The 19,032-nt window shown below is 35.4% G+C and carries 23 protein-coding genes; 8 read left to right on the top strand and 15 right to left on the bottom strand.

The genetic code is table 11. The features are described from left to right. Window positions 1–188 precede the first annotated feature (188 nt). Both Q7J54_03140 and Q7J54_03135 read left to right on the top strand, forming a co-directional pair. Window positions 189–599 carry a metal-dependent transcriptional regulator gene (locus tag Q7J54_03140; GenBank protein MDO8740546.1) on the top strand — a complete coding sequence of 137 codons (411 nt, stop codon included), beginning with the start codon at window positions 189–191 and terminating at the stop codon, window positions 597–599. Next, window positions 593–1,393: an FTR1 family protein gene (locus Q7J54_03135; GenBank protein MDO8740545.1), complete on the top strand. Its 801-nt coding sequence runs from the start codon at window positions 593–595 to the stop codon at window positions 1,391–1,393. Before Q7J54_03140 ends, Q7J54_03135 begins: the two co-directional genes overlap by 7 nt. On the opposite strand, the gene Q7J54_03130 is transcribed toward Q7J54_03135, so the two are convergent. Genes Q7J54_03130 through Q7J54_03105 form a run of 6 tightly spaced genes read right to left on the bottom strand, consistent with a single transcriptional unit; the run spans window position 1,390 to window position 7,427 of the window. Next, window positions 1,390–4,320, bottom strand: coding sequence for an RtcB family protein (locus Q7J54_03130; GenBank protein MDO8740544.1), 2,931 nt, complete (start codon window positions 4,318–4,320; stop codon window positions 1,390–1,392). The genes Q7J54_03135 and Q7J54_03130 overlap by 4 nt on opposite strands. 41 nt (window positions 4,321–4,361) lie before the next feature. After that, window positions 4,362–4,772: an archease gene (locus tag Q7J54_03125; GenBank protein MDO8740543.1), complete on the bottom strand. Its 411-nt coding sequence runs from the start codon at window positions 4,770–4,772 to the stop codon at window positions 4,362–4,364. 33 nt (window positions 4,773–4,805) lie between these two features. Continuing rightward, complete coding sequence (locus tag Q7J54_03120) at window positions 4,806–5,231, bottom strand: DUF2391 family protein (GenBank protein ID MDO8740542.1); 426 nt, start codon at window positions 5,229–5,231, stop codon at window positions 4,806–4,808. Continuing rightward, window positions 5,221–5,493 (bottom strand): hypothetical protein, encoded by a 273-nt coding sequence (locus Q7J54_03115; protein MDO8740541.1) that lies wholly within the window; start codon window positions 5,491–5,493, stop codon window positions 5,221–5,223. Before Q7J54_03115 ends, Q7J54_03120 begins: the two co-directional genes overlap by 11 nt. A 22-nt stretch (window positions 5,494–5,515) precedes the next feature. Then, window positions 5,516–6,688, bottom strand: coding sequence for a radical SAM protein (locus Q7J54_03110; GenBank protein ID MDO8740540.1), 1,173 nt, complete (start codon window positions 6,686–6,688; stop codon window positions 5,516–5,518). A 7-nt stretch (window positions 6,689–6,695) separates the two neighbouring features. Beyond that, window positions 6,696–7,427 carry a helix-turn-helix domain-containing protein gene (locus Q7J54_03105; GenBank protein ID MDO8740539.1) on the bottom strand — a complete coding sequence of 244 codons (732 nt, stop codon included), beginning with the start codon at window positions 7,425–7,427 and terminating at the stop codon, window positions 6,696–6,698. A gap of 95 nt (window positions 7,428–7,522) precedes the next feature. Between Q7J54_03105 and Q7J54_03100 the strand changes: the two genes are divergently transcribed. Continuing rightward, window positions 7,523–8,572: an alanine--tRNA ligase-related protein gene (locus Q7J54_03100; protein MDO8740538.1), complete on the top strand. Its 1,050-nt coding sequence runs from the start codon at window positions 7,523–7,525 to the stop codon at window positions 8,570–8,572. Between the two features lie 398 nt (window positions 8,573–8,970). On the opposite strand, the gene Q7J54_03095 is transcribed toward Q7J54_03100, so the two are convergent. Beyond that, window positions 8,971–9,765 carry a TatD family hydrolase gene (locus Q7J54_03095; GenBank protein MDO8740537.1) on the bottom strand — a complete coding sequence of 265 codons (795 nt, stop codon included), beginning with the start codon at window positions 9,763–9,765 and terminating at the stop codon, window positions 8,971–8,973. A 26-nt stretch (window positions 9,766–9,791) separates the two neighbouring features. Further along, window positions 9,792–10,037: a hypothetical protein gene (locus Q7J54_03090; GenBank protein MDO8740536.1), complete on the bottom strand. Its 246-nt coding sequence runs from the start codon at window positions 10,035–10,037 to the stop codon at window positions 9,792–9,794. A gap of 103 nt (window positions 10,038–10,140) precedes the next feature. Between Q7J54_03090 and coaD the strand changes: the two genes are divergently transcribed. Both coaD and Q7J54_03080 read left to right on the top strand, forming a co-directional pair. Further along, window positions 10,141–11,277, top strand: a complete 1,137-nt coding sequence (coaD, locus tag Q7J54_03085; GenBank protein ID MDO8740535.1) for a pantetheine-phosphate adenylyltransferase — start codon at window positions 10,141–10,143, stop codon at window positions 11,275–11,277. Window positions 11,278–11,302: 25 nt separating this feature from the next. After that, complete coding sequence (locus Q7J54_03080) at window positions 11,303–11,557, top strand: hypothetical protein (protein MDO8740534.1); 255 nt, start codon at window positions 11,303–11,305, stop codon at window positions 11,555–11,557. On the opposite strand, the gene Q7J54_03075 is transcribed toward Q7J54_03080, so the two are convergent. Further along, window positions 11,554–12,582 carry a decarboxylase gene (locus tag Q7J54_03075; protein MDO8740533.1) on the bottom strand — a complete coding sequence of 343 codons (1,029 nt, stop codon included), beginning with the start codon at window positions 12,580–12,582 and terminating at the stop codon, window positions 11,554–11,556. The genes Q7J54_03080 and Q7J54_03075 overlap by 4 nt on opposite strands. After that, entirely contained in the window at window positions 12,575–13,516 is a 942-nt protein-coding gene (locus Q7J54_03070) for a deoxyhypusine synthase (protein MDO8740532.1), read from the bottom strand. The genes Q7J54_03075 and Q7J54_03070 overlap by 8 nt, the downstream gene beginning before the upstream one ends. Before the next feature lie 200 nt (window positions 13,517–13,716). Here Q7J54_03070 and Q7J54_03065 point away from each other — a divergent pair, with 200 nt between their 5' ends. After that, window positions 13,717–14,139 carry a hypothetical protein gene (locus tag Q7J54_03065; GenBank protein MDO8740531.1) on the top strand — a complete coding sequence of 141 codons (423 nt, stop codon included), beginning with the start codon at window positions 13,717–13,719 and terminating at the stop codon, window positions 14,137–14,139. A gap of 13 nt (window positions 14,140–14,152) precedes the next feature. Here the strand turns inward: Q7J54_03065 and Q7J54_03060 are convergent, their stop codons facing one another. The 5 genes from Q7J54_03060 to Q7J54_03040 all read right to left on the bottom strand — a co-directional run bounded on the left by Q7J54_03060 (window position 14,153) and on the right by Q7J54_03040 (window position 17,156). Continuing rightward, window positions 14,153–14,488: a hypothetical protein gene (locus Q7J54_03060; GenBank protein MDO8740530.1), complete on the bottom strand. Its 336-nt coding sequence runs from the start codon at window positions 14,486–14,488 to the stop codon at window positions 14,153–14,155. Window positions 14,489–14,499: 11 nt separating this feature from the next. After that, on the bottom strand, window positions 14,500–14,709 hold the full coding sequence (locus Q7J54_03055; protein MDO8740529.1) for a hypothetical protein: 210 nt from the start codon (window positions 14,707–14,709) through the stop codon (window positions 14,500–14,502). A gap of 112 nt (window positions 14,710–14,821) precedes the next feature. After that, the gene (locus tag Q7J54_03050; GenBank protein MDO8740528.1) at window positions 14,822–15,811 is read right to left on the bottom strand and encodes a radical SAM protein; all 990 of its coding nucleotides are present in this window, start codon (window positions 15,809–15,811) and stop codon (window positions 14,822–14,824) included. A gap of 67 nt (window positions 15,812–15,878) precedes the next feature. Then, a complete protein-coding gene (locus tag Q7J54_03045) occupies window positions 15,879–16,328 on the bottom strand; it encodes a hypothetical protein (protein MDO8740527.1) in 450 nt (149 codons plus the stop codon). A gap of 30 nt (window positions 16,329–16,358) precedes the next feature. Continuing rightward, window positions 16,359–17,156: a hypothetical protein gene (locus tag Q7J54_03040; protein MDO8740526.1), complete on the bottom strand. Its 798-nt coding sequence runs from the start codon at window positions 17,154–17,156 to the stop codon at window positions 16,359–16,361. Window positions 17,157–17,307: 151 nt separating this feature from the next. Here Q7J54_03040 and Q7J54_03035 point away from each other — a divergent pair, with 151 nt between their 5' ends. Next, a complete protein-coding gene (locus Q7J54_03035; protein ID MDO8740525.1) occupies window positions 17,308–18,066 on the top strand; it encodes a helix-turn-helix domain-containing protein in 759 nt (252 codons plus the stop codon). Between the two features lie 64 nt (window positions 18,067–18,130). Then, entirely contained in the window at window positions 18,131–19,018 is an 888-nt protein-coding gene (locus Q7J54_03030; protein ID MDO8740524.1) for a hypothetical protein, read from the top strand. Window positions 19,019–19,032: the final 14 nt, after the last annotated feature.

Below are 19,032 nucleotides of genomic sequence, written 5' to 3'. Positions count from 1 at the left end.
GATCTGTACAAAAATAGATTTTACCAATAGTTAAGCAAATCATGGCTTCTCTACCCTTTCATCACTGCCAACGGCACTAATCTGACAACTATATCCCTGACTGATGTGAAAGCCTGGCAGCTTCATATGCCAAAATAAAGCATGCTTAAACCGCAACATTTATATATGAGTTAGGCATACCTAACTTTATGAACTTTTCAAAAGAAGATTATATCAGGGCAGCATACCATCTTAGCGAGGAGTCTAAAGGAGAGGTCAGATCCATTGATCTGGCAAAATACCTGAATATATCAAAAGCCAGTGTTTCTGAGATGTTAAGCAAGCTGTCAAAATATAAATTAATCTCTGTAAAGCCATACGGGCCTTTAAAGCTAACAAAAAAAGGATTGATTGAAGGCAGGCAATTAACATACAAACACAGGATTATTGAATTATTTTTAAGCAAGATACTGGGCTTAAAATTAAGCCAGGTGCATAATGAAGCAAACAAGATAGAGCATGCATTATCTGACTTGGCTGTTAAAAAGATGAGCTTAATTATGAAAAACCCAGCTTATTGCCCCCATGGGAAGCCAATAAAGGTGCGAATCCAATGCTAACCAGCGCAATAATAACATTCAGGGAAACTTTAGAAGTAGTATTGGTTATAGGAATAATTCTCGCATATCTTTATGAAATAAAAAGGAAAGACTATGCTAAATTTGTATGGTTTGGGGTGATTTCTGGTTTGGTTTTAAGCGTTATAACTGCATTTATTTTTAAGTTTTTTATTGGGGAATTTGAAGGCAAAGCTGAGCAGATATTTGAAGGCATATCAATGTTTGCAGCTGCGATTCTACTGACTTATATGATATTTTGGATGATGAAAAAGAGCCATGTTAAGGAGATAAGAGAGAAAGTATCCAAAAAGGTGGAGATGGAGCATGAGCTTGGATTGTTCTTTCTTAGCCTGGTTGCAGTATTAAGAGAGGGTGTTGAAACTGTTATTTTTCTCGGAGCAGCTAATTTTGTCAGTAAAGAGAACAATCTCATAGGGGCCTTAATCGGAATTGTCAGCGCATTAATTTTGGGTTATTTGTTTTTCTTCAGCATAAAACGGATCAATTTGAAGTTATTTTTCAATATAACGAGCATTCTGCTTACATTATTTGCAGCCGGTCTTATTGCGCATGGCGTTCATGAGTTTCAAGAAGCAAGCTTGTTGCCCATTACAATTGAACATGTTTGGAATACGAACAACATCATAAACGAGAATGGCAATTTTGGGAGTATTTTGAAATCACTGTTCGGATATAATGGAGATCCTTCGTTGTTAGAAATTATTTCTTACTTCGGATATCTGGTTTCTATTGTCTTCATTTATAGAAAAAATGTTAAAGCGAAGCAGCTCTAGCCTTTCATCACTGCCAACGGCACTAATCTTACGACCATATTCCCGATCCCAAGCGCATGAGAAACTCTGACAACTTCATCAATGTCCTTGTACATCTGGGGAGCTTCTTCTGCGATCCCTTTCCATGATGTTGCCTTGACTTCTATGCCTTTCTTTTCAAGATCATGCGCAACCTGCTCTCCTCTTAATGTTCTTAATCCTTCACTCCTTGATGCAACTCTTCCTGCGCCGTGGGCTGTTGATCCCCAGGAGATCTCCTCTGCTTTTTTCGTTCCAACCAATAAATACGAAGCAGTTCCCATTGATCCAGGGATTATCACCGGCTGTCCAATGCTTCTGTAAACATCAGGAATCTCCTCTCTTCCTGGACCAAAGCTTCTGGTTGCGCCTTTTCTGTGAACGCAGACTAATTTCTGCTTTCCATCAACATTGTGCCTTTCAAATTTAGCAAGATTGTGGCAGACATCATAAACTTGCTTCATCCCATCTGAGCTGCCCATTATTCTATTGAAAACATCCCTTGTCCAGTGCTCTATCATCTGCCTGTTTGCAAAAGCATAATTTATTGCGCAGCACATTGCCTTATAGTATCTCTGGCCTGTTTCTGAATTAATAGGAGCATTAACTAGTTCCCTGTCCGGCAGATCTTTTATCCCGTGCTTTTCTTCCATTTCCTTGATATAATCAGAAGCAACCTGATGCCCCAATCCTCTGGATCCGCAGTGTATCATAACAGTTATCTGGCCTTTTTCAGTTATTCCAAAATCTTTTGCAGTTTCTATGTCATAGATTTGATCAACTTTCTGTATTTCCAGAAAATGATTTCCGCTTCCTAATGTTCCCAACTGCGGCATTCCCCTTTCTAAAGCTCTTTGAGAAACTGTGCCTGGATCAGCAGCCTTCATGCAGCCGTTTTCTTCTGTTCTTTCCAGATCTTCTTTTGTCCCATAACCCTGCTCTAAAGCCCATCTTGCGCCTTTCTTCAGAATTTCCATCAAAATATCTTTGCTTAATTTTGTGATTCCTGACTTTCCAACTCCTGCAGGGACTTCTTTGAAGATCTCATTAAGCAATTCTTTTCTTTTTGCAGCAATGTCTTTTTCAGCCCAGTCTGTTGCTAATAGTCTGACGCCGCAATTCGAAACTATGATATTATTTGCTACAAAATTATGTGTTTTATCTATATTTAGATCGTACACATCTCCTTCATATGGTACTTTTGAAACAGAAATGACAAAATCAAAAAATAAGCCATATTTTTCAAATTCATTTAATTTCAATCTTTTGAATTCTTCGAAGGATATGAAATTTAAAGAAATTCTCTGTCCTGCGTTTTCGTAATAATGTCGTTCTATAAAGCGATCATTCACATATTCATTTTTTAATAAATTTTGGACTTCTTTGAGCTTTAACCCTTTCTTCTTAAAATCTTTTACCTTGACAGCAATTTCTGATCGTATTCCAGCAAGGTTCTTTTTTTCTTTAATGTACAGTATTGCTATTTTGGACAGAATATCTCTCTTTCGATTATAGGAAAAACCAATCTTTGACCAAAGCTTAATCAGATTATCTTCTTCTGAAGAAATTTGAAGTCTTATCCTGTAGGTCACTCCTTGTTTGTTTTTATATTCTTTTCTTTCAATTATTTTATCTGTTTTTACTTCAAATTCTTCAAGCAAATTCATCAATTGGATGCAAAATTCTCTTCCATTTTCTACTCGATTTTCTATTTTATTTATTGATAGGACAGGGCAATCGAAACCTGTTTTTGTATGGGTTCTTGGGCTAGATAACTCTGCTCCAAATAGGGCTGATATAAACAATCGCTTCATCCATTTAGGGCTCCCTACTATCCAGCTAGGTATTAAAAATTTAGTTGAAGTTTTTATTCCTTTAGGGTACCCCAATTTAAAGAATAAATTGGTTAATGCTATAGAAGATACATGCAATTCATAATTTTTAGCTGAAAATATTTTTTTCCCATATTGAGTTTCAATAGTGTGTTCTCTTGTTCTACCATAAATCCTTGCAGAAAATCCAAGTTTTTCAAAATCGCTTTTTACTTCCAAAAGATCTTCTTTCTGACCAAATGCGCATATCCTTCCCTTGCCATTGCTTATATAGATACTTCCATCTCCTAGCAAATATCCGAACAATTTTGTTATGATTGGAAGCTTACTATTAGTTAATCTTAATGGTAAAATCTCCCTTTTTATTAGTTCTTCTCTCTGTTTTTTTTCAAATTCATTTTCTGTGGCTAAAATAAAATCCTCTTTAGTCTTTTCAAACTCAACCCCTTCAAAAGGATTTATTGCTATTTGTTCTCCTTGATTTAATAGTTTAGATTCAATCATACCTGACTTTGATAATATCGGGTGTTCTTCTGTTAACTGAATGGCATATCCTAATTTAGTTTTGATGTTGACAATTGAACCAAAATGTTTTTTCTTCATAAAATAATTAACTTGTTTGGAAGAAAAACAATTTTGGGAAGAGTCAAATGAAATTACCTTTAATTGGCACATTTTTGATTTCAAGGCATATTTTGAATTAAGGTTCTCAACTTCTATAAAATCATGTTCGAACTCTCTTATTTCTTTGAAATATCCTTGCTCAGTCAATATTCTTGCATCTTCCGTTAAACAATTAATATCATAACCAACACCGCCAGGGCTTATAATGCCTTCATCCATGTCGAACGCAGCAACACCACCGATAGGAAACCCATATCCTTGATGAGCATCTGGCATTGTATATGATGCTGTCTGGATCCCTTTCAATGCTGCAACATTCTCCGACTGCTTTAATGTCAAGTCCTGCTTTATCTTCTCTATCAGCTTCTCTGAAGCATAGATTATTGCAGGAACCTTCATGTTGCCTGTTTTCGGTATCTGCCACGTAAATTCGTTTATTTTTTTTAGCTCCATAAAGAAGGGTAAATTTAATCAGTTTAAATAGTTTGCTAAGATTATATGTCCACAACAACCTGCACCATGACCTTGTCTTTTTCCTGATTTATCTCCATTTCCTGGTATGTAACTGCTTTTACATCACCATGGGTTTCGTAGTTTTCTGCTTTGTCAAAAAAGGCTGTTGCAGTTAATTTATTGGCGTTTATCTTTATCTTTTCAACATTGCTTAACAGCAAAAATTCTGTATCCATTAAAAACAAGAATTCTTCCAGAAAATTATAAAGAAGCTGCTTTTGGTCTATTCCTTCAACACTTATTTCTTTTTTTATCTTTGGCTTTATTTTTTTGATGTCTGTCATCACAGAAAACATGGCTAAGGCTGCATTCGAGAATGCTTCTTCAAGAGTTTTGCCGTATGCCTGGAATTTTGCATCTGCTGTGTGCTCAAAAAATTTGTATTTTTCCATAAAAGACAAAGAAAAAAGCTCGATATAAAAACCTTAGTATTTTTTCAATAAGTCTGCGATTGCAGCGCCTGTTGCGCAGGGCAGTGAAACTGCAACTACGAGCTTTATTATTTCCATGTATGTTGTCAGATAAACCTGAAAATTGTAAATATAAACAAGATAGAGCGAAACCAAGACAGTTATTACGTAGAATGTTGCGAATCTTTTGAGCCAGAACTCCCAGAACGGCCTTCTTTTCCTGTCGCTTACCCTCTGGTAACCGATGAAGTATATCTCAAATGTGAGGAGCAGAAAAGTCGAAAGCAGAATCAGGACGATATGAATCTTATCCAATGTTGCGCTTAAATCAATCAATGCCTTGCTGAAGATGAATGCAAATCCGAAAAATAAAGAGCCAAAAAACGACCTCACAAGGTCTTTTGCTGAAAAATACTCCGGCTCTTCCTGCTCAATAGTCATAAACGATTACCTCAGGAGTTTCTTCATCGTCTTTTTTTTCTTTGATTTCAGCTGCGGATGAATCAGTTAATGCTGTGTTTTCACTGCCAAACATTGCTCCAAAAGCGCTTGTTGGCTGATGCGGATCCAAACTTGGAGAGGGAGAATCAAATATATTCCTGTTCGTGAATGTTTCATGCTCTCCTAAAAGATGCTGCAGCATCCTTATCACTTTCCTTATATCCTCGTGCGAGTCGTCTTTCGTGTTGATTGTGATGATCATGCTGTTTCTTTATTCTTATAATTTAAATAGTTTTTGCTTTATTGCGCAAAAACTCGATATCTATTTCAGTCTGATCCCATGTAGGATATTCTTCAACAATTGCCGGGCAGAGGCCTTTCAATATTATTTTATTTTTTATTTTATCAATTATTTTCATTGATGCCAATATCCTTAATTTCTGCTCGTCAATATCTATTAAGCTGTTTTTTATTTTAAAGTCTTTTTTTAAATTATTTTTTATTGTGTTTAATTTCTTTATAAGCTTATTTTTAATTTTTTTATTTTTTAAAATATTTTCCAATCTTTTTCTATAACTAAATCCTGGCTTTAAATCAGGCAAATAAACAGCGCCCCTGATCAGCATGCCTTCTTCACTGACAATGTCATAAGCTTTTGCAGTGTTTTTTGCCCTTCTTTTTATCCTGTTTGCCAACTGAACTTTGTCCTTTAAAGTTGCAGTGCAGTAATGGACATTCGGCTTTGGATGTTTTTTACTGATGTGTTTTAATAATTCAAAAGCCAGCTCTTCGCTTCCTTTTATTCCATAAGAAACTTCGTCTTTGCACCTAAAGCCCATTTTCAATAATTTGTCTGCATTTGTGTCTGATATTTCCAGTTCATTTAGATTTAAAAAATTGATTTTATCCGCAAAATAATCAATCAGTTCCATGATTTTCTTTTTGTGACCGGGAATGACTGGAATTTCAACTCCAATCTGCCATTTAAATTTCTTGACTAAATCTATTTTATTCCAATTCTTCCTGTTGAAAATATCAGGATGCAGCCTTATCTCGTCCAAACCCGCATTATAGAATTTTTTTAATTTATTGAGCGTTAATAATTCAGGAAGTGTGTAAAGATGTATATGAAATTTCTTTCCAAAGGCTTTTTTTAATAATTTAATGTATTTAATGCTTCTGTTTAAAACTATGAACGGATCGCCTCCAGTCAAAGAAGCTCCTTTTGCGCTTATTGATTTTGCTTCTGCAATTATGTCTCTGTCTTTTTCGATCTTCCACTCATCTGCATAAACAACATCTTTGTTCTTTTTCTGCTCTGATAAAGGGCAGTAAAAGCAGCTTCTGGGGCAAAGCCCAGTTGCAAATAAAACTAATTTAGATCCTTCTACGCAAAGCCTGCAGCCTTTTGCCAGATTGCCTGTTTTCCATGAATAAAAGCTTGTTTTTTGGATCATTCTATAATTAAGATTTTTTAGCTTGCTTCCACAGTTTTTCAAAAATTAACTTTGCTGTTTTATTTATAGTTTCATCCTCGATTATAATTCCAACAAAATTTTCTTTATTAAATGATAAAATTGCAATTTTATTGTTGTAAATGTAATTCCATGTTCCAATATTTTTAAATGAATCGTCAACTTTTAATACAGTTATTTTTTTATACTCTGGTTTTTCAAAAAAAATATGCTCTTTAAAACCAGAATCACTTATTCCTTTCCATTTAATTTTATTTTTTATCCTTTTTTTCATGAAATCTATTGCCTGATATTTTATGATTTTATTTATGATTTGGGAAGAACCATAGGCAAGGATCTCGTTTTTTTCTCTAAGGACATCTTCATTTACTGTATTTATGCCTTCCTTTCCTTCGAATAATTGAAAAGTTGGTCTTTTGCCTATAATTTCCATCTTTGACTCTAGTTCAGGTAGAATAGAAACAAATTTTCTTTCTTTTTCTTTAAGCATATTTAGCACATTTCTTGGCGGTGTTGCATAAAAATATTTGACCTTATCAATGATTGTATAACCAACAAAACCTTTTTCTATCAGATATCTTAGAATATCATAAAGTGTTATTCTGTTGATTGCTGTAACCTCTGAAAGCCTCTGTGTTGTCGCTTGCCCAAGCTCTAAGAGTTTCAAATAAGCTTTTATTTCCTTATCAGAAAGTCCTAATTCCTTGAATATTTCTTCCATTTTGGCATCTAAAACCGCTCCTTATTTAAATTTTTCTATTTGTTTGTAGAAAAGCAACAAATAAATTTAATAAAGTGCATAATATTTTATAACTTATGAATAGTAAAAACATTATCAAAAATGTAATTGACTTTGCAGAAAAGTCAGGTTATCCTTTAGAAAAATCTGTAGGCCTGCTTTACGCCAGAGGCGGTTATGGAAAATTTAACCCCAGTGCAGGCCATCATATAGTCGATCCTATACTGCGCGATGAATGCCCTAGACCGCCAATTACTTTTTCACTTGCAGAACGCTGTTTGCGCGAGACAGATTCTTCAAAAATAGGCATTAGCAACAGGCATTTAAGCTTCTTTGAAATGATGGAATTTACACAGGTTGGAAATCCCGATATGCTCAATTTTGAAAAGAATACGCAAGAAATTTATGAATTAATAACGAATGTCCTTGGACTTAAAAAAGATAAACTCTTAGTTACTTATCTGGAAGACTGCAAAATTGATGACGTCCACATCACTTCGCAGGAGACTAGAAAAATAGCCAATGTTTGGAAAAATCTACTAGGAGAAGCTCAGGTAATCCCAACAAAAGGAAGGCGAAATCTTTTCATTGCAAGAATACCAAATTGTGCTGGCGGACCGGGTTTTGAAATCTATTATAAAATGGTTGATGGAAGATATGTTGAAATTGCTTCTCAATTAAATTATAAATATATTTTTAATGGGCAAAACAATATCAGTTTGACAAAAAATGAAGTCATAGCAGCTGCTTTCGGGTTAGAGAGGATTTTAATGGCGCTTGAAGAAAAGGAGAAAATTCATAACATCTCTTTAATCAAACCATTAAAGGATATAGTTGATTGCGGAAAAGAAAAAGAACTATATGACGAGAATGCCGCTATTATTGCAGATGCTATAAGGGCGATTAGTTTTATAGTTTATGATTCGAATGATAAGGAATTAAGTCCTTCTCAAAAAAAAATATTTAAAAATTTAATAAAAGAATTGAGAACTGAAATAAATTATCTTGGGGTTGGCGATCATAATATTTATGAAAAAGTAGTACAGGCGAATATTAATCTGTATGCCGAGAGATATCCTTTTTTACTTAATAAAAAAGACAAAATTCTTGAGACAATTAATTCCTAATCTTCTAATTTAAAAAACAATGATGGGCCCAGGGAGACTTGCACTCCCGATCTCCGCTTAGTGAGAGCGACGTCATAGCTGCTAGACCATGAGCCCCTGTCAAGTAAATTTGTTGATTATGATGCTCTGAAAAACACCACCACAACTGACAGCAGACGGTCAAAGCTCACTATGTTCGCTTTGCCCTATGCGACACCCCGCAACTGGTTACGCTCAGTTGGCACGCAATGTGGAGCATGAAGCTCCACGCCACGACTAGCATTCAAAACAATCTGGTCGTGGCATGAGGCTTTATGCCTCATATGTTTTTGCCAAGTTTTTGCTAAAAACTTGGGGAGCAACCCCTGTCGCATCTGCGTCAGTGGTGGTGTTTTTCTCAATTTTAAATTATTTGGCAATCATTCGAACATTCTCTTATAATTCAAATAAATGCTGTTTGCTGTTTCCTCGACATCAAAGCCCTTGATCTCAGCGATCTTTTTTATTGTTTCAATCACAAAAGCAGGCTCATTTATCTTGTCCGGATAAGGCGAGAGATAAGGAGCATCTGTTTCTGTCAATAACTGATTTATATTGACCATTTCTGTTAACAATTGGAAATGCTGCAATCTTACAATAATGGGAGGAATTGAAAAGCTCCAGCCGTTGTCAGCTGCTCTTTTTATCAGCTTTTTGCTGCCTGAGAAGCAGTGCATTACAATGTTTTTTATTTTAGAGCTTTCCAGCATTTCAATGGCTTCCAGCTCTGCTTTCCTTGAATGGACTATTATCGGTTTTTTTATTTTTTCAACTACTGCGATTATTTTCTGAAAAGCCTTTTTCTGCTCTTCATTCTTTCCCTGAACCCAATGAAAATCAAGTCCGCACTCTCCGATTGCAACGCATTTGTCCTTGTTTTTTTCTATCCATAAAAGCTCCTCGTCAACATTTAGCGGCTCAATATCCCTGACAAATGTTTTAGGATCTGCCTCGATCTCTTTATCCAATGCATCTATCGGATACAGGCCGAAGGAGCACTTTACAATATCGGGGTATTTTTTTGCTATTTCCAAGATTAATCTGTTGGTTTTTCTGTTTATGCCGGATGTTATTATAGCTTTAACCCCTGCTTTTCTGGAATTCTCTATAACATTGCCCAGATTGTTTTCAAACTTATGATGGTCAAGATGCGCGTGCACGTCAACTAGTATCATAAATGGATGAAAAAGAAGTTTTGTTTTTATATTTTGTTGTTTGGCTCTTTTATTTTGCCTGCTTTGCTGAAAATCAATGCAGCAATGAATATTATGAAAAATACTGCAATTATCCCAACCATAACCAATGTTGAAGCGCTTGAAACAAACCCCTGCGGATTGCTGAGGAATGCCTTTCCTATGTTGGATCTTGCATAATTAAATAAAAAGGACGAAGCCAGGATAATGGCAAGCAAAATAATTGCGATCAAAATATAGTCTCTTTTTTGCATAATGCTGATTTAGCAAGATATGTATTTAAAAGTTGCTAATTCAGATTTTGTTAATGGTGACATAAAAAGGAAAAGTTTATAACCTATTAAGTAGTGACCCCATATGATGAAGAAAGCAATTTATGCATTTTCAGCAGATCCGATTCATTATGGGCATATAGATATAATAAGAAGATCTGCGAATGTATTCGATGAACTAGTTGTCGGAATAGGTGTAAATGCAAACAAGCAAACCCTTTTTAGTTTAGAAGAAAGAATGGATATGGTTAGGAAATCACTAGAGAAAATAAAAAATGTAAGTGTTGTTGCATTTCCAGGACTTTTAGTTGATTATGCTTATGAAAATTCCATCCCGGTGATTGTTAAAGGGGTAAGGACTGCATTAGATTTTGACTATGAAAAACTCCAGCATCAATGCGGAGAAAGCCAAAAATTAGGCATCGATACTTTCATAATGTTTGCAAGGCCAGAACTCAATCATATCAGTTCTACTTCTGTTAAGGCGATGCAAAAAGAACAGGGGCTAGTGCATGAGTTTGTTCCTCTCTATGTAAAGCAATGGTTGGAAGCTAAGATGTTGGGGCAGTATATTGTCGGTATTACTGGAGAACCATCATCAGGAAAATCTTATATCGGCAGGAAATTTGAGGAATTAGGTAAAGAAAGAGGAATTTCTGTACATAATATTGAATTAGACGACATAGGGCATCAGATTTTAGGCGAACTAAAAGAATCTGTGTATGAGGAAATAAGGGAGAACATTGCAAAAACATTTGGAAATAGTGTGAGGCTCCCAGATGGAGCAATAGATAGAAAGATTCTTGGTGAGCTTGTTTTTAATGATACAGAACAATTAAAAAAACTAAATGAAATAATGTACACCCCCATATTAGTTAGGCTAAGAAGAGGGCTGTACGGCAAAAGAGGGCTAATATTATTGAATGCCGCACTTATTGCTGAATCTGAGATGGCCTATTTATGCAATAATAATGTGGTTTTTTTAAATGTAGATAAAGCAACACAAAATAAAAGGTTAAGGTCAAAAGATCTTACAGCTGAACAAATTAAAAGGAGGCTTGCTAGTCAGCATACATTTGACCAAAAAAGAAATAAATTGCAAGAGAAAATTAACGAGGAAAATCAAGGTAAAATTTGGGTAATTAATAATTCTGATAATTCCGATGCAAAAGAAATAAACCAAGTTTTTGAAAGCATAATTAATGAATTGAATGTAAAATGAACAAAGAGAATAATTTACAAGGGATTTGGACAGTAGATTTTTAGTTGATATTGATTTATCTTATTTTGGAAAAAGTTTTGAAGAATTCAGCAAGAATACAGAAAAAATAAGAAGAGAATACGACTGGGTTCCAGAAGAAGTGTTTAAAGCTGGAAGAGCCACTATCCTCGAAGGATTTTTTGATAGGCCAAATATTTATTTAATTGAATTTTTCAGACAAAAATATGAAGCTCAAGCAAGAAAGAATTTGGAAAGGTCTTTAGCTAAACTTAAAATCTAATCCACAATTATTGTTTCTAATTTCTCCAGATTGCAGAAATCTGTTGAGAAGTTATATGCTCCTGCATTAAGGAAGATTATTTTGTCTCCAATCTTTGGGTTTTTAAGGAAAACCTTATACCTGAAAATATCCAATGAGCAGGGTGTGTAGCCCTTTATAGTGTATGCTTCTCCGCCTTCCAATTCGCCCTTTACAAGCAGCTTGATCGGAACAATGATTGTGTCCATTGCGCTGTTATATACAGAGCAGTTTACAATGATCGTATTGCCAACAATGTTTATTATCTCAGTTTCCAAAGTTACAGGGTAGGCTGCAAGAAACCTTCCCGGCTCAATAAGGGTTTTTATGTTGTAAGAGCTCAGCCATTCTTTAACTTCAGCGATCTTATTAAAGACATATTCAATGCTTTTATCGCTCACATTCTTGTAATTTCCAGGAATTCCGCCGCCAATGCAGACGATATCAAGCAGTTTCAATGTTTTTTCGTCTAATGCCTCGCTCAGTTCATACTTCAAAGACCATTCGCTTACATTCTGGGTTTTTCTGTGAACATGAATTCCAATTTTTTCTATATTTTTATTGTTTTTCAATTCAATGATTTTTTCATTTATTAATTTTGATTCCATTCCAAAAACAAAGTATTTGCCAGTGTGGATTGTATTTTCCTTTAATTTCATTCTAAGCAATAAGAGAATTTTTTTGTTGTTTTTTTCAATATATCTTGTTAAAGTATCCAAATCAACTAAATTATCAACTACGAACTTGTTTATTCCAAAACTAAAAAGCCTGTTTAACTGCTCTTCATTCAAGCCCTGCGCTAAGAATATAACCCTGCTTTTATCTTTCAGGAAAGGCAGGTCATTCTCAAAATGAACGCTGAACAAGCAGCCTGTTTCTTCTTCCAGCACTTTGCCGACTTCTTCATTGGTTTTAAAGCTGTAGGAAATATCTGCATCAATAGCTTTTAATTTATTATACTGCTCGATTACTTTTGATCTGCTTAATACAAACCTTGCCTTATTCATTGATGAACCCTTCTTCAGACAATGTTTCCAAAGCTGCGATCATTGCCAATGGAAAGTTTATGCTTACGTCTCCAATAACAGTTACGGCGTCAGAATCATCTTTTATCTTGCCCCAGCTTTTTGCTTCCCTTGTTGTTGCGCCGCTCATGCTGCCAGAGCTTTCTCTTGCAGTTGTCATGTATAACGCATATTCTGCTCCGCCATTCAGCAAAACAGACAAAATTGCATGGTGCTTTGAAATTCCGCCGCCTAAGCAGATGACCCCTTTCTTTTCATCATGGGTTGTGCTCAACAGTATGTTTTTGAAGTCTTCCACAACATCAACTATGAAGTCTTTGTGCTTCTGCTGGAATAAGTATAAATGAAAGCCAAATGCGCCGTCTGTAATTGCAGGGCAGAATATCGGAACATTGTTTTTTGCAGCCTGATAAAGTATTGAATTTTCATCGTTTAACAGCAAGCCAATTTCTTTTAACATTTCTGATACAGCGTACCTTGGCTTCTTTTTGTAGAGCTGATCCAGTATTGGCATTATGGCATCTTCAAACCTGCAGTAGCTTTCATTTGAAACAAGCAGATTTCCAACCCTGTTCATTCCTTTTTCATGCAGTTCAACATCATCCAAATCGAAAGTGCCGATAAGGAATTTTTCACCCAATGCTTTCATAATGTCTTCTTCAATGCTGCCGACTGTTGTTACTATAATGTCTGCCATTTTTAATTTTATTAACTGAGCAAAGAATCCCCTCAATCCAGATGTAACCATATTTGATGTGAATGTCAGGAATATCTTTGCGCTGTCTTTCTTCATCTTGACTATAAGATTTGAAGCTTTGCCTAGCTCAATGCTCTGAAACCCTACTTTCCCGATTTTATCCACAAAATCTTTTGTTGAAATTCCCCTTTTCCAGATAAGATCCTTTATAGACTCCATATTGGCCTCCAAATTGATGTTTATATTGACATTTAAACTAAAATAATAAAAATATAACTAAGAAAAAGACTACGATCCGGACTGCCTTACTGTATCGGATAATGTCATGCAGTATGGGAAAACAGGGTTATTTATAAAATTAACTGAAAAATCCGAAAGCTTTATATAAAATCCTAAAATATTAAGCATTGGTGATATTTATGACAATGATCGGATTTAATTTTACAAAAATAGAAGTTGAGAGAAAGCAGCCTGCAGTAGGGCAGATAAACATATCGAACAATGTAAACATAACGAACATAGAAGAGACTGACCTGGCATTTGGCAAGGCTGATGAAAAAGGGCTTAAGTTCTCGTTCAAGTTTGATTCTAAATACGATCCCGACATAGGAAAAATAGAGCTTAATGGAGAGATTATCTATATTGATGATGATAAAAAGCTGAAGGAAATCATCAAGGAATGGAAGAAGAGCAAGAATGTTTCAAAGGAGATCATGGCTGAAGTGCTGAACAGCATCTTGCTGAGATGCAACATAGAAGCCTTGATCCTGAGCAGAGAGATCAACCTTCCGCCTCCCATACCGCTTCCAAAGGTTTCTGAGCAGGCAGAGCAGAAGAAATAGGATTCTTTTTTATTCAATTATTGCCCGGGATTTCTGGAGCCTTTAGTTCAAGAAGTATGTGCTTCTTATCTGGAACAGATACGTAGATTTCCTCTCCTTTTTTCATATTTAAGCTTCTTACTACATGGCTGTTAAAGTAGATGCCTAATCTATCCTGAGATAGCTTTACAATCTTTTGCTTTATTTTTAAAGGAGTTTCCCTCAGTTCTTCAACTACTTGAGCAGAAGAAATAGGATCAAACTCGAAATAATCGCATTTTGGGCACTGATAACTGATTGCTTTGCTTTGAGCTCCATGTACTTTGACCTCTACCTTATTTAAATTCGAATCGCATTTTGGGCACTTCATTTTTTCACCTTTTATTCTTTCTTGGCATTTATCACATACAAAATGTTATCTTTCATTTCAAACAGGATATAATAGCCGTCTTTTTCAATCTCATAATTATATCCTTTCTTTCTTGGATTTTTTGTGGTAAATATAATCTCTACAACCTTGTCCCATGGAACATCTTTCTCATGTTCCTCAAGATAATGATCAGTTGGCTCTATATCTGTGAAATAAACCATATTATCAATCCTACTACATAAGTGTAGTATAAACTACTATATAAAGATTTTGTTTTTTGAGTGTAAAATATGATCCTGTAAAGGGGTACAAGACGGTATACCTAATAACATCTTATTTGCTAACGACTCCCTTATATTTTGGATGCCTTACAATACAGGGCCCATAACCACATTCTTCAAAAAACGCTTTCAGATGTTGTTTGTGCTTTTTATTCAGTTCTCTGAGGCTGGCTTCTTTAACATTTCCTATCAACCCTCTTGTTTCTCTTGCGTCAGGGCATATAAGAACATCGCCATCTGTTCCTATCGTAAGCCCATAATAAAGATATGCGCACTTTCCATCAGAACAGGCAGAAGTTGGCCCATGTGTTTCTGAATTTTTCAATGCAACTTGTTTTAATTCCCGATATTCTTCTTCAGTCCCAGCAAGTTCTTTCCAATACTGTGCTGCTCTTCCTTCTTTTACAGGAGAATTACATATAAACACCATATCATCACCACACCAATCCTTAATTTTGCTTATTTCATCTTTATTTTGTTTCGTTACAACAGTATTTACTGCTAGTCTTACAACTTTATCGCCATTTGGCGTGGAGCTATTCTCATCAGCATAAATTGAGCGGCATCTTTCAATATTCTTTATTGTTTCATCGAAAAAGTCTTTTCTGCCTGTCAAAAACCCATATGCGCCCTTATCTAAAGAATCCAAACTGACTATAAATGAAATATCGGTATCTTTTGCAAAATGCGCAAAATCTTCATTTAACATTGTAGCATTTGTAAAAACAACAGCCGTTAACCCTAAACCATATCTGTAGCTCGCTATTTTTTTTATTGCCGGTGCGATCAATGGCTCGCCTTCACCAGGTATTACAACAACTCTTGCGCCAAGCTCTTTTGCCTCTCGCATAACCCTCATTCTTTCATCTAAGCTTAGATGTAAGGCTGTTTTATTATCTCCTACAAAACATTTCGGGCATTTAAGATTACATGCATAAGGGAGATTGAAGAGAAGATAATCTAACTCGGATTCTCCTAGTTTCTTCTCTGCCTCTAATTGAGCAGGCAGCCCACGAAGTATCTTTTTATTTGACATTTTCATTATTTCCTTGTTTGATTTAATTTAAAAAAATAAAAAAAATTAAGTTTGTTCCGATGACCGGCACAATTTATCTGATTCTGTAGACACGCCTACCCATCTGTTCATGCTCCAGCTCGCCATTCTCCCAAAGTAAAGATTTTCCATAGCTAACAAGTCGTTCCGCGATATCTTTATTCGCAGATACTTGCGGTCCAAATACGGGGGAGTCGTATGTAGGTTGTCTTTTAGATTCATCTCTCGTAATATCAATAGAGTCATCATTTGGGTCATCATTTTTCTTAACTTCAAAATAATATAGAGCATTTCCTACCTTCTTTGCTGCGACTACCTGTTTATATGAAAAGCCCATCTCGTGGGTACCTTCCTGAATCCATGCAGATTCTGCAGATTTAAAAGCGTCAAGTAAGGATTCTAGACTAACCTTCTCGAAAAGAGTGCTAATCCTATCAACACTCTCCTTTTGGTCTAAAATTCCAAGTTCACTTTCAAATTGTTCCAACGATATTTTGTTTTCCATTTTCATTTCCTCCTTTCTTTTTTATCCTTTTTATTTTGCTAATTTTTCTTCTAATTGTTCATAAGCGTCAAACATATCTTTTAAAATTTTTTGACGCGAGGGTCCAAAAAGACTGCCTTCCCCATAAATAGCGTCTCTCCATATCTGCGGGTTTCTTTTATCCATTTCACCATTTGAATCACTCGAGCAAAAAAGAACGTATGGTAGGAAATCATTATTTACATTCCTAAATTCTTTGACTTCTTGTACAGCTTGTCTAACAATAGCTAGATTTCCTCTGTGCCTTTCTCCTTGGCTTATGATTCCAAAAGGAACTTGATTTTTCAAGCAATATGACGCGATCCCCAATCCTGCTGGATTTTCTTGGAGGCCCTGATATTCACTGGTACGTTGGATTTGTTGTTCTATCAATTCTATAAAATCGTACGCAGGACTTAGCTGCACTCTTGGTGATCCGAAATTAAAGGGATTTTTCGGCTTTAACCCCTGCTTAACTTGTTCTTCTGCTTGTTTAATTTCCTCTTCTGAATACTTTGTTAAAAGCAATTCCCTTTGTTCTTTTACGAAAGAGTTTCTATTTTCTTCTATTTCACCAGCATATTTTCCCTTCCAATCAATTTGTGAAGGAAAGAATAAATCTGAAATAACACACTGCACCTCAGTCTCCTTTAATATTTTTATTGCCTCTTCATATGTTGAAGCATATCTTGGAATAATGTTCGTGTCATTATCATAAACTGATTTAGCTACTTCCATAAATTCTGGGGTATCTTCTATTACCAGTATCTCCAAGGGTTTTTTTGTTTCCATTTTTGTTTGATTTTCCATTTTATTTACCTCCTTGATTGATTTAAGTCCACTCGACTTTTATCTTATTTATTATGATATAGTAGTGATATACCAACTATATAAATCTTTGTCACCATATGTATGGTAGCAATATAGAAAAGCTTAAAAAGAGCTGTTGATTGATCTCCTTATGGACATAGCTGATCTTGAAAAGCTTGGCTTTACGAAGAATGAGTCAACAGTTTATCTTGCATTGCTGACACTTGGCTCTGTTTCTGTTGGTTCAATAATCGAAAAAACAAAGCTGCACAGAAATATAGTTTATGACAACTTGTCAAGATTGATCGAAAAAGGGCTTGCTGTTTTCGTAATCAAAGCCAACAGAAAATACTTTGAAGCTGCCTCTCCTGATTTTATAAAAACCATGCTCGAAAAGCAGGAAAAAGAGCTTAAAGAGAAAATAGAGCTTTCCAGGAAGATTCTGCCTGATATTGAAAAGCTCAGAAAAATAGGGGAAGAAAGGCAGGAAGCGGTTATTTATAAAGGGGTCAAGGGCGTGATGTCTGCTTTGGATGAAATACTGAAGATAAAGCAGGAAATCTTTGTTTTTGGCGCTTCTACCCAGCTTGTAGAAAAAGTAAGGTATTTCTATAAATATTACTTTCCGAGGTGGCATAAAATAAGGGCAGAAAATAAGATACCCATTAAAATGCTGTTTTCAGAGGATAACAGAGAAAGGGGAAATGAGATCAAAAATACAGCTGATTTAGTTGAAGTCAAGTTTATTCCGAAGGAATTCGCCTTCCCAATGAGCGCAGTTTTCAGCAAAGATTACTCGCTTATTATTACGTGGAGTGATGAGCCCATTGGGTTTATGATCAGGAGCCAGGATGTAGCAAACAGCATGAGGGCTTACTTCAATGCGTTGTGGAATATAGCCAAATTATAGGCGAAATTTAAATTAGGTAAACTTTAAATACCTCTTGACTATTCTCGGGTAGATAGGGGGATGAATGGCTAATAAACCAGCTATAGTTTTAGGTGCAATTGCTGCAGTTTCTATTGGATTTGCTAGTCTTTTTTATATTAGGTATGTTAATCAATCTGATCAATACAGGGCTTTACAAAAAGAAAATGAAGCAGCTATGGCTGAAGCTAGTGAGCATAAATTAATTAGTTCAACTCTTTTACAGCAAGTTGGAGAGTTGAGTAGAGAAAAAGAGGAAGCAGCTAGACAAAGCCAAATAAGAAGCGAGGAATTAGGAAAAGATTTAGAAAAAGCACTACGTGCTGTTGATTTAGAAAAGAGCAAGGTCAGCGAGTTAGAAGTCAAAGCATCGGGCTTAGAAACTCAAACATTAAATTTACAAAAACAGCTAACTGATTCTGCGGCTGAAGCAGGTAAGTACAAAGAAGAGCATAAATATCCTAATTCTGTTGTTGATGAATTAAACAAAGAATTAACAGGGCTTAATGATCAAATAAAGAACTATCTTGGTTTAAAAGCACGTTTAGAAGAAGTAGAAGATCTATATAAACAGGAAAAAGAAGATAAAACAAGGTATGAAGGAGAATTAGAAGCAGTTAGAGGTGGTTTAGAAAGCTCTTATGCCCTCTTACACAAATGGTTGGAATATGTTGATGAAACATATCTCGGCAGAGTAAGAGACAGAATCGAGAACCTGATTGAAGACAGGACTCATCTGGAGAGCATTATGGATGAGATTTTTGACCCAGCGAATATTAAATCAGGGCATAATGAAGAGTTATATTATCTGGTTGTAGGGTATATTGCAGATGAACAGGCAAGACAAAGAAGATTAGAAGAGGGCCCATTTAAGCCATTAGTTGAAAGAGAAGAAGCTACTGAAGATTTAATACTGAGGGAACAAGAACCTTAAAACCTTTATCTCAA

This window comes from Candidatus Woesearchaeota archaeon (assembly GCA_030651135.1).
GTDB lineage: Archaea > Nanobdellota > Nanobdellia > Woesearchaeales > JACPBO01 > JACPBO01.
The sequence above is the reverse complement of the archived record's forward strand: the minus strand, read 5'-3'. Positions and strand labels throughout refer to the sequence as shown.

Bases quoted from the DNA above. Each gene is read 5' to 3' on its own strand.
- Q7J54_03100 (MDO8740538.1), top strand. From the start codon at position 7,523: ATGAATAGTAAAAACATTATCAAAAATGTAATTGACTTTGCAGAAAAG.
- Q7J54_03045 (MDO8740527.1), bottom strand. From the start codon at position 16,328: ATGGAAAACAAAATATCGTTGGAACAATTTGAAAGTGAACTTGGAATT.
- Q7J54_03050 (MDO8740528.1), bottom strand. From the start codon at position 15,811: ATGAAAATGTCAAATAAAAAGATACTTCGTGGGCTGCCTGCTCAATTA.
- Q7J54_03135 (MDO8740545.1), top strand. From the start codon at position 593: ATGCTAACCAGCGCAATAATAACATTCAGGGAAACTTTAGAAGTAGTA.
- Q7J54_03075 (MDO8740533.1), bottom strand. From the start codon at position 12,582: ATGAATAAGGCAAGGTTTGTATTAAGCAGATCAAAAGTAATCGAGCAG.
- Q7J54_03055 (MDO8740529.1), bottom strand. From the start codon at position 14,709: ATGGTTTATTTCACAGATATAGAGCCAACTGATCATTATCTTGAGGAA.
- Q7J54_03120 (MDO8740542.1), bottom strand. From the start codon at position 5,231: ATGACTATTGAGCAGGAAGAGCCGGAGTATTTTTCAGCAAAAGACCTT.
- Q7J54_03065 (MDO8740531.1), top strand. From the start codon at position 13,717: ATGACAATGATCGGATTTAATTTTACAAAAATAGAAGTTGAGAGAAAG.
- coaD (MDO8740535.1), top strand. From the start codon at position 10,141: ATGATGAAGAAAGCAATTTATGCATTTTCAGCAGATCCGATTCATTAT.
- Q7J54_03060 (MDO8740530.1), bottom strand. From the start codon at position 14,488: ATGAAGTGCCCAAAATGCGATTCGAATTTAAATAAGGTAGAGGTCAAA.
- Q7J54_03095 (MDO8740537.1), bottom strand. From the start codon at position 9,765: ATGATACTAGTTGACGTGCACGCGCATCTTGACCATCATAAGTTTGAA.
- Q7J54_03130 (MDO8740544.1), bottom strand. From the start codon at position 4,320: ATGGAGCTAAAAAAAATAAACGAATTTACGTGGCAGATACCGAAAACA.
- Q7J54_03110 (MDO8740540.1), bottom strand. From the start codon at position 6,688: ATGATCCAAAAAACAAGCTTTTATTCATGGAAAACAGGCAATCTGGCA.
- Q7J54_03030 (MDO8740524.1), top strand. From the start codon at position 18,131: ATGGCTAATAAACCAGCTATAGTTTTAGGTGCAATTGCTGCAGTTTCT.
- Q7J54_03125 (MDO8740543.1), bottom strand. From the start codon at position 4,772: ATGGAAAAATACAAATTTTTTGAGCACACAGCAGATGCAAAATTCCAG.
- Q7J54_03040 (MDO8740526.1), bottom strand. From the start codon at position 17,156: ATGGAAAATCAAACAAAAATGGAAACAAAAAAACCCTTGGAGATACTG.
- Q7J54_03105 (MDO8740539.1), bottom strand. From the start codon at position 7,427: ATGGAAGAAATATTCAAGGAATTAGGACTTTCTGATAAGGAAATAAAA.
- Q7J54_03035 (MDO8740525.1), top strand. From the start codon at position 17,308: ATGGACATAGCTGATCTTGAAAAGCTTGGCTTTACGAAGAATGAGTCA.
- Q7J54_03090 (MDO8740536.1), bottom strand. From the start codon at position 10,037: ATGCAAAAAAGAGACTATATTTTGATCGCAATTATTTTGCTTGCCATT.
- Q7J54_03140 (MDO8740546.1), top strand. From the start codon at position 189: ATGAACTTTTCAAAAGAAGATTATATCAGGGCAGCATACCATCTTAGC.
- Q7J54_03115 (MDO8740541.1), bottom strand. From the start codon at position 5,493: ATGATCATCACAATCAACACGAAAGACGACTCGCACGAGGATATAAGG.
- Q7J54_03070 (MDO8740532.1), bottom strand. From the start codon at position 13,516: ATGGAGTCTATAAAGGATCTTATCTGGAAAAGGGGAATTTCAACAAAA.